This window comes from Mesorhizobium sp. WSM4887 (assembly GCF_029625865.1).
GTDB lineage: Bacteria > Pseudomonadota > Alphaproteobacteria > Rhizobiales > Rhizobiaceae > Mesorhizobium.
In genome coordinates this window covers 254,912-263,477 of the sequence record NZ_JARTVP010000006.1, presented here as the reverse complement: position 1 = coordinate 263,477, position 8,566 = coordinate 254,912, and the positions used below count along the sequence as shown (strand labels likewise).

General features: G+C 59.5%; 7 protein-coding genes. 5 read left to right on the top strand and 2 right to left on the bottom strand.

Going from position 1 to position 8,566, the window contains the following annotated elements; genetic code table 11:
* Both P9230_RS22540 and P9230_RS22535 read right to left on the bottom strand, forming a co-directional pair.
* On the bottom strand, positions 1–463 hold a 463-nt coding region (locus P9230_RS22540), incomplete at its 3' end, for an IclR family transcriptional regulator C-terminal domain-containing protein (RefSeq protein ID WP_278120819.1).
* A gap of 408 nt (positions 464–871) precedes the next feature.
* Positions 872–2,074, bottom strand: a complete 1,203-nt coding sequence (locus P9230_RS22535) for a Xaa-Pro peptidase family protein (protein ID WP_278055815.1) — start codon at positions 2,072–2,074, stop codon at positions 872–874.
* Between the two features lie 235 nt (positions 2,075–2,309).
* Between P9230_RS22535 and P9230_RS22530 the strand changes: the two genes are divergently transcribed.
* From P9230_RS22530 to gcvPB, 5 genes are read left to right on the top strand one after another with little or no spacing between them, the layout of a single operon-like run.
* Positions 2,310–3,530: an aminotransferase class I/II-fold pyridoxal phosphate-dependent enzyme gene (locus tag P9230_RS22530; RefSeq protein WP_278055813.1), complete on the top strand. Its 1,221-nt coding sequence runs from the start codon at positions 2,310–2,312 to the stop codon at positions 3,528–3,530.
* A gap of 3 nt (positions 3,531–3,533) precedes the next feature.
* Entirely contained in the window at positions 3,534–4,307 is a 774-nt protein-coding gene (locus tag P9230_RS22525) for an SDR family NAD(P)-dependent oxidoreductase (RefSeq protein ID WP_278055811.1), read from the top strand.
* Positions 4,308–4,331: 24 nt separating this feature from the next.
* On the top strand, positions 4,332–5,471 hold the full coding sequence (locus tag P9230_RS22520) for an ATP-NAD kinase family protein (protein ID WP_278055809.1): 1,140 nt from the start codon (positions 4,332–4,334) through the stop codon (positions 5,469–5,471).
* Between the two features lie 29 nt (positions 5,472–5,500).
* A complete protein-coding gene (gcvPA, locus tag P9230_RS22515) occupies positions 5,501–6,988 on the top strand; it encodes an aminomethyl-transferring glycine dehydrogenase subunit GcvPA (protein ID WP_278055807.1) in 1,488 nt (495 codons plus the stop codon).
* On the top strand, positions 6,988–8,565 hold the full coding sequence (gcvPB, locus tag P9230_RS22510) for an aminomethyl-transferring glycine dehydrogenase subunit GcvPB (RefSeq protein ID WP_278055860.1): 1,578 nt from the start codon (positions 6,988–6,990) through the stop codon (positions 8,563–8,565). Before gcvPA ends, gcvPB begins: the two co-directional genes overlap by 1 nt.
* The last annotated feature ends 1 nt before the right edge of the window (position 8,566 follow it).

Below are 8,566 nucleotides of genomic sequence, written 5' to 3'. Positions count from 1 at the left end.
TCTCGTGGGGGGGGGGCCTTATATTTTTCCGCCGGGGTTGGCCCTCTTTTTCCCCCCCCGGGGGGGGGGGGTGGGGGGGGGGGGGTTTGGGGGTTGGGGGGGGGGGGGGGCAGGGGGGGGGGGGGCGCGGCGCCGCGGCAGTGATGATAGCCGCCGCTTCTTCGACGTCGATATCTTTGGAAAAATACGGTGAAAACGACAGGCTAATTGCCGTCAGAGGCGCGTGCTCGGATTGCTTGATCAAGGCACCCACCGACGTCATGCCTTCGATGTTTTCGTCTTGAACGATCGCGTATCCGCGTTCCCGGGTCAGTTGCAGATCCCGCAGCAGCACTGATGGGTCGGTGATCGTTTTCTTCGTTATGGCGGGCAGGGGACCGGTACCAAGGATTTCAAGGGCTTCGGACTCGGGCAAAGATGAAAGAAGACACTTTCCGATTGCCGTCGAGTGCAGGGGGATCATGTCGCCGGGCTCGACCGGTACGGTGATAGGTGCCAATCCTGTCAGGCACATCAGGTAAATGGCGCGGCGCCCCTGCAAGGAGGCCATAAACGAATCGACACGAAGTTTGCGCGAAACCTCGTTGAGCTCTTTACGTGCCTCTATCAGCAGTTGATCGCGTCTGCTCAACGACGCGCCGAAAGCAAGCGTTTGATAGCCGATCGTATAACGTCTGGTTTCGGGGTCCCGCCTCAAATAGTGCCGTTCCGCGAGCGTGTTCACGAGCCGCTGGACGATTGCAGGGCTCAAATCCAGTAACCGGGCAAGTTCCCTTGTGCCGATCGGGCGTTCTGCCTGATTAACGGCTTCCAGGAGTTCCAAACCACGTTCAAGCGACTGGCTTTTAGACATTCGATGGTGCCACTGGTTTTATCGACGTATTTTGCGCTGGCGACTTGGCTCGGGGGTAAGACAAAGGGTGCGAGGCGAGTTTGTAAGCAGTTCGCTGCCGGTAGCAGTAACGATCACCGTGTCCTCGACCATCATCCCTCCCCATCCGATCTCGTAATAAGGTGTCTCCAGACAGAGAACCATGCCCTCCTCGAGAATGGTTTCGCTGGCCGGTCCAATGAGCGGGAATTCATGTGGACGAAGCCCTAGCCCGTGACCGCAGTGGTTGCGTTGATAGTTGGGCAAGGCACCGGCCCTAACCTCTCGCATTGCTACCTCGAAGACCGTCTTGGCAGGGATGCCGGCGCGCACAATGTCCAATTCCGCCAGTTCACCACGCAACAACGCTTCATATCTTTCGACGGCTAGGAAGCCGGGATCTCCCACAGCGTATGTGCGAGCCATGTCCGAGTAATAGCCATTGACTGACACACCAATGTCCAACCGAACAATGTCGCCCAGCTGCAGGACGCGATCGCTGGCGTAGGCATCGACTCGCGACCCGCGTTCGCCCGACGTGACAACAAGGAACCTGGGCACGCCGGCGCCGAGCGTGACATGCCTCGATATCTCAGCGGCGATTTCGACCTCGGTTGTTCCTGGTCGCACCAAATCGATGATGGACGTTATCGCCGTGTCCGTCAGTTTGGACACATAGCGCATGACCTCAAGCTCGCCCGGCAGCTTGACGGCCCTGCAACGCCGCAGGCGCTCGGCTATCGGGCATTGGCCCGCATCCGGCAGTGCCGTCTCGACAACCGCGTTCAGCTCCAATCTGCCGAGGTCATGTCCGATACGCTTCACACTGTTTAGATTTGACAGCACAGTCGCCAATGCAAGGGCCGGGGACGCGCTAGGTGGCGGCAAGCTTGCGAAGGTCGCATCGCCTTCCGACTCGAAGACGAAGAAGGCTCCATACCTCCATATTGAGTTGGGGTCGGACAACACCTCCAATGCCGCTGGTGCGTCACTCGCCCCGGTGACGAGAAAGATGCTGTCGCGGGTAGCAACGAGCATCTGCGTGTATGGCGGCATGTCCTGCAAGACGGACCGGTATCCTGAAAGATAGCCGATGTGGACCGGGTCATCAGTGACGACGGCATCGAGGTCCGGATTCAACGTGAAAAATCTATCCCGGCATTGCCGTCCCAATACGCTTTGTTCGCGCAGCAAGGGGGTCATTAGTGAAAATGTTCCTATATTTGCAACAATACCATGTATTTTTGATGCAGTGCGCCCTCTGTGTCAAATGCGAAAAACGCCGATTCGTTTGGGTGAAAGAGGCTTGACATGCCAAATCGTTCCGTTTTTAATATCACCGTTCCGATAAAAGGAACAGTAGCTGCCACCTAAGGCGCCTTTTCAAAACGGGCTCAGTGGTTCCAATCGGGGTTACGAGCCAGCTGCGGAGCGCAACATGTCGCCAAGTCAGGCTCACCGTGAGACGCTGTGCGTGATCTCGCCCGCAGCCCATCTCGATGGCTTCGCCAGCCTGTCAACACCTGTCTATCGCGCCTCGACGATCCTTTTCCCAACCGCCTCCGACTATCGTCACCGTGCAGACCGTGCCCCCGACGGGTACACGTACGGCCTGTCCGGAACGCCGACCACCAGGGCCCTGGAAGAACAAATCGCCTCGCTCCACGGCGCTCGCCGGTCTATCGTTGTTCCCTCTGGTCAGGCGGCAATCACGTTTGCGATGCTGGCCATCCTTTCGACGGGTGACCACCTTCTTGTTGCTGACAACGTCTATCCGCCAGTCAAGCAGTTTTGCCGTGAGATCTTGTCGACACTCGGCATCGAAGCCGAGCTGTTTGATCCGGCAGATCCGCAGGATATGCAGGCACGCATCCAACCTGGCCGCACGAAGCTTGTCTGGCTGGAGTCTCCTGGCTCGACCACGATGGAAGTCGCCGACATTCCCGAGCTCTCCCGGCTTGCGAAGGCTTCGGGCGCGTTCGTTGGTTGCGACAACACCTGGGCGACAGGCCTTCTGTGCAGGCCGCTCGAGCTTGGCGCCGACTTGGTGTCTGAAGCCCTGACAAAGTATTGCGGCGGTCATTCCGACCTTTTGCTGGGCGCAATTGTAACCAACGAGCCCGGCCTCCACGAGCGCATACGGCGCTCGTTGAGCATCTTGGGTGTCGGGGTTTCACCCGATGAATGCTCCCTCGCAATCAGAGGCATACAGACCATGGCCGTCCGCCTGCAGCATGCTGGTGACAAGGCACTCCAGTTCGCTGCGCGCATAGCCAACCGCTATCCCTTCAAAGTCTTGCATCCAGCTCTTCCCGAATGCGCGGGACATTACGTCTGGAAGCGCGATTTCAGAGGAAGTGCCGGTGTTTTCAGCATCCAGCTGCCCGATGTGGCCGCCGATCGAATCGATGAAGCAATCGACCGTGTGAAAACCTTTGCCATTGGAGCCTCATGGGGTGGCACCAGAAGCATCATTGCTCCGATGGAGATCGGCGCTGATCGGCACCTGAAGCAGCGCGAAGGTGCCGCGACCTATCTGCGGGTAAGCGTCGGCCTGGAAGCGGCAAGCGATCTTTGGGCCGACCTGGAGCAGATGCTGGATCATGTCCTTAAACATCATGCGTCCTCAAGAACATTGATCGCGTCAAATCGGGAGTAGGTCATGCGGTTGGCAGGAAAAGTTGCGATCATCTCCGGCGCCGCCCAAGGCATCGGCGAGGCTTGCGCGCGTGTCTTTGCAAAAGAGGGCGCGCATGTGGTCCTGGGCGACATCCAAGGTGATTTGATCGAACGCATCGCGGCATCGATAAATCAGGGTGACGGCAGTGCCGTTGGAGCTCATCTCGACGTAAGCGATCCAGTCTCGGTTCAGCGCTTCGTTGGCTTGGCGAACGAACACTTCGGCGGCATCGACATCTGTGTATGCAATGCTGGAGTCAGTCGGCCGAAACCATTTCTCGAACTCACCCCGGAGGAATGGGACCTTACCCTCAAAATCAACTTGGGCGGAGCCTTCCTGCTAGGTCAGGCAGCCGCCAGAACGATGGTGGCGGCCAACCGTGCTGGCTCAATCATCAATATGTCTTCGATTAACGCGGTCGTGGCCATCGAGGGGATCGCTCCTTACTGCGCCAGCAAGGGCGGCGTGAACCAACTGACCAAGGCCATGTCTCTCGCCCTCGCCAGCCAGGGTATCCGGGTCAACGCCATCGGCCCTGGCACCATCAGCACCGAAATGGTCACGGCAAGGGCGACGCCGGAAAGCAAGCGCATGCAACTCTCTCGCACGCCTCTGGGCCGGATGGGAGAGGCCGAGGAGATCGCGCGTGTCGCGCTCTTTCTTGCCTCGGATGACTCTTCCTACGTGACGGGCGAGGTCATCTATGCCGATGGCGGCCGGTTGGCGCTCAACTACACGGTTCCGGTCAAGGAATAAGAGGGAGGAAAGGCCAGGTCGATCTTGTTTGATCACCTGGGCCGAATAAGCACGATGAGGATTGGCCTGATCATCAATCCGGTTGCAGGGATGGGCGGCTCCGTCGGCCTTAAGGGCACTGACGGAGACGCGATGCTCAAGCGTGCACAAGAACTGGGCGCGGCGCGCATCGCCGCCAAACGTGCTCTTCGTGCTCTTCGGATACTGGCCGATGCAAACCTGCCTGTCCGTTTCCTCGCACCAGGCGGTGAAATGGGAGGAGACACCCTGGCGGCGAGCGGATTGATCTCGGACCTCTTCGAGTTGGGGTCGGGTTTCTCTCCTGGTTCCACCAAGGCAGCGGCGCAGAAGCTTCTCGAAGCACATGTGGACTTGTTGGTCTTCGCCGGCGGCGACGGCACGGCCCGCGACATCCTGGAAGTAATCGGCAGGGAACTGCCCGTCATAGGTATTCCGGCCGGCGTCAAGATGCATTCCGGCGTTTTTGCCCTGACCCCCGAAGCGGCTGGCAGACTGCTTGTCGACTTGGCGATCCAGGACAGTGCTCGACGGGACTTCGACGAAGCTGAGGTCATGGATATCGACGAGGATCTGCTTCGCGCTGGACACCTGAACGCGCGATTGTTCGGGTACATGAACGTGCCCCGTGTACGCGGGCTCGTCCAAACGGCGAAGTCATCAGGATTCTCAACCGACGACCTACAGCTGAGATTGCTGGGGCGCGAAATCGCTGGCGAAATGGAACCAGCGGTTACCTATCTCATCGGGCCAGGCACGACCGCCAAACGTCCGCTTGATGCGATGGGTCTCGGTGGAACCCTGCTTGGAGTGGATGCTGTAAGGGACCGGCAGCTCGTTGGCACCGATCTCACCTCAGATCAAGCGATCAGTCTCGCAAGGCAAGGGCCCGTCGGCGTCATCGTCGGTATCACCGGCGGTCAGGGTTTCGTTTGCGGACGCGGCAACCAGCAGATTGGACCGGACCTTATCAGGAAGGTTTGGCCGCATCGCTTCACCATGCTCGCAGGTGCAGAGAAACTCCAAAAACTGCGTAGACCTGAGCTCATCCTGGATACCGGCTGCGCGGAATTGGACGCCGGGATGCGCGGCTACGCCCGCGTTCGCACCGGTCCGAAGCGATCGATGATCATGCAACTCGTCTAACCGAAACTGCAAAACGGCTGAACATGGAAATGATCCAGGAAGATAACAAAGGCCAAAACGATCGCACGAGCGAAATGCGCTCCGACGCGCTCCCGTATCCGAACAGATTTGCGGGCACGTCCTCCAGAACGTCGCATCCTTGGATGGCAAGCTCTGCGCCGGGTCAGTTGGAAGCGATGCTGCGCGAGATCGGGGCGGCCAGCCCACGCGAGCTTTTTGAACAGATTCCGGCAGACCACTTCCGCAAAGCACCCCTTGAGCTGCCGGCGCCTATCACTTCGGAAGTGGAGCTGCGTCGCGTGCTTCGGTCCAAACTTTCCAAGAACCGGGACTGCGAGCAGAACCTTAGCTTTCTGGGCGCCGGCGTGTGGCAACATTTCGTCCCGGGCGTCGTCGACGAAATCGTCTCTCGCACTGAGTTCTCCACCAACATCTGGGGTTCGGCACAGTCGGATGTCGGCCGCAACCAGGCCTGGTTCGAATTCAGCAGCCAACTTGGCGCGCTCCTGAACATGGATGTGGTTCAGTTGCCTGTCTATTCGTGGGGGTGCGCCGCCGGCCACGCTATACGCATGGCCGCCAGGATGACGGGACGCAACAAAATCCTGGTGAGCGCCCTGTCCGATCCTGAGCGGCTGGCCGTGATCCGCACATATTGCGGCCCGCGCGACATGGAACGCAACATCGAACTGGTAACGGTGGCGTGCGATCCGAAAGACGGTCGTCTGGACATCAAGGATCTCAACGCGAAGCTCGACCGGTCGGTCGCGGCGGTCTATTTCGAGAACCCCGCTTATCTTGGCACTCTCGAGACGCGGGCGGCCGCGATTGCAGCCGCCGCCCGCAAGGTTGAGGCAGAGACCATCGTCGGCGTTGATCCGCTCTCATTGGGGATCTTCGCGCCACCTGCCGACTACGGCGCCGACATCGTGGTCGGCCCTACTCAACCGCTCGGCGTCCACATGAACGGCGGCGGTGGCACAGGCGGCTTCATCGCAACGCACGACAATGAACGCTATGTACGCCAGTACAACGGCTTCCTCGTGTCGATCGACGAGACCATTACTGCCGGAGAATATGCATTCGGCCTCTCTCATTTTCATCAAACGTCCTATGGCTCACGAGAGTCGGGAAATGATTGGACCGGTACCTCGGTCTATTTGTGGGCGGTAGCGAACGCCGCCTATATGAGCCTGCTCGGTCCCAAAGGGTTCGAGGAACTCGGCGCCCTGATCCTGGCTCGCGCACGCTTTGCTGCCAGGCGGCTTGGCGCGGTTCGCGGTGTGCGAATCCTTTGGCCCGAAAACCATTTCAAGGAATTCGTCGTCAACTTCGACGGCACGGGCAAATCGGTGCGAGAGATCAACGACGCGCTGAGAGCCGATGGCATTTTCGGCGGCAAGGACATCTCAAACGAATTGCCCCAATTCGGCCAGTCCTCGCTTTTCTGCGTGACGGAAATTCACGGCGCGGCCGACATCGAGCGTCTCGTGACCAGCCTGGAAAGAATCCTTTGATGCGCAAACAGAACGAACTTCGGCAGTTTCATGCGGCCAGGTGGAACGAACCCATCGTCATGGAGCTTGGGCGGCCGGGTGCGCGAGGTCAGGTCTATGGGCAGCCGGAGGCGGTTGTCAGCAAGACGGTGGGTGACACACGCGATCTGATCCCCCCGGAATTGGTGCGCAAGCGTTCCCCCGACATGCCCGAGCTCACCGAGTTCGAGGTGCAGCGGCATTTCCTCCACTTAAGCCAGCAGACGCTCGGCATGATGGGCATCAGCCTGTTCGGCACCTGCACGATGAAGTACTCCAGCAAGATGGCTGAGGCCGAGACAGTGCGTGCTCAGGTCTCCGAAACCCATCCCTACCAGCATGGGGATACACTTCAGGGAACCCTGGAAGTCATTCACGACCTCGACAGGACCCTGCGCGTCCTGTCCGGCATGGACCAGTTCGTCTTCCAGGCCGGCGGTGGAGCGGACGCTGCTTATACGATGTGCGCCGTGGCGCGCGCCTATTTCCAGGCGAAGGGAGAGCTGGATGTACGTGATGAGGTCATAACATCGGTGCAGGCCCATCCGTGCAATCCCGCAACGGCCGCCGCCGCAGGGTTCAAGGTCATCAATCTTCCTCTCACCGAGACCGGCTACCCGTCCCTTGAGGCGCTCAAGGCTGCAGTCAGCGAGCGCACCGCCATGTTGATGATCGGCAATCCCGACGACATGGGCATCTACAATCCGCAGATCAAAGAGTGGGTGCGCATCGTCAAAGAGGCCGGAGGTTTGAGCTTCTATGACCACGCCAACTTCAACGGCGTCATGGGCAAACTCGCTGCGCGGGAGCTTGGCTTCGACGCATGCATGTTCATGCTGCACAAGACCTTCGGCGGCGCAAAGGGCGGCGGCGGACCGGCCGTGGGGGCCTTCGGATGCTCCCCGGAGCTTGCGCCGTTCCTTCCGGCTCCGGTCGTCGTCAAGGTAGGCGACAAGTATCATGCCGATATGGATCGTCCGCAATCATGCGGGAAGATCCGGGAATTTTGGGGCAACGTGCCGCTGATGGTGCGAGCATATGCCTGGACAAGGTCCCTGGGTGCCGAAGGCATTGACCTTGCGTCCGATATCTCGGTCGTCGCCAACAACTACATCGATCACAAGCTTTCCTCCATTCGCGGTCTCCAGAAGTCCCATCCCGAGATCAAGAAATGGCGCATGGAAATGACGCGCTGGGGACTTGGCCCGATGAAGCTGGACACTGGTGTCGGTACCGCCGCGGCGGCAAACAGACTGGCTGATTTCGGAATCGATCCCTGGTGGATGAGCCACGAGCCTTGGATTCTCGACGAACCGTTTACGCCAGAGGCGGGAGAACTCTGGTCGAAGGACGACATTGATCAGTGGATCGCGGCGGTACAGCGAATATCGGACGAAGCCTATTCCGACCCGGCAATCATTCTGAATGCTCCCTACAACCAGCCGATTTCGAAGGCGAAGGGAACCTGGCCGGGCGATCCGGACAGATGGGCGATGACTTGGCGCGCTTATGTGCGGAAGCACCGGGGCGCTGAGCTCGAAGGAAACACGGCGGCCTGAG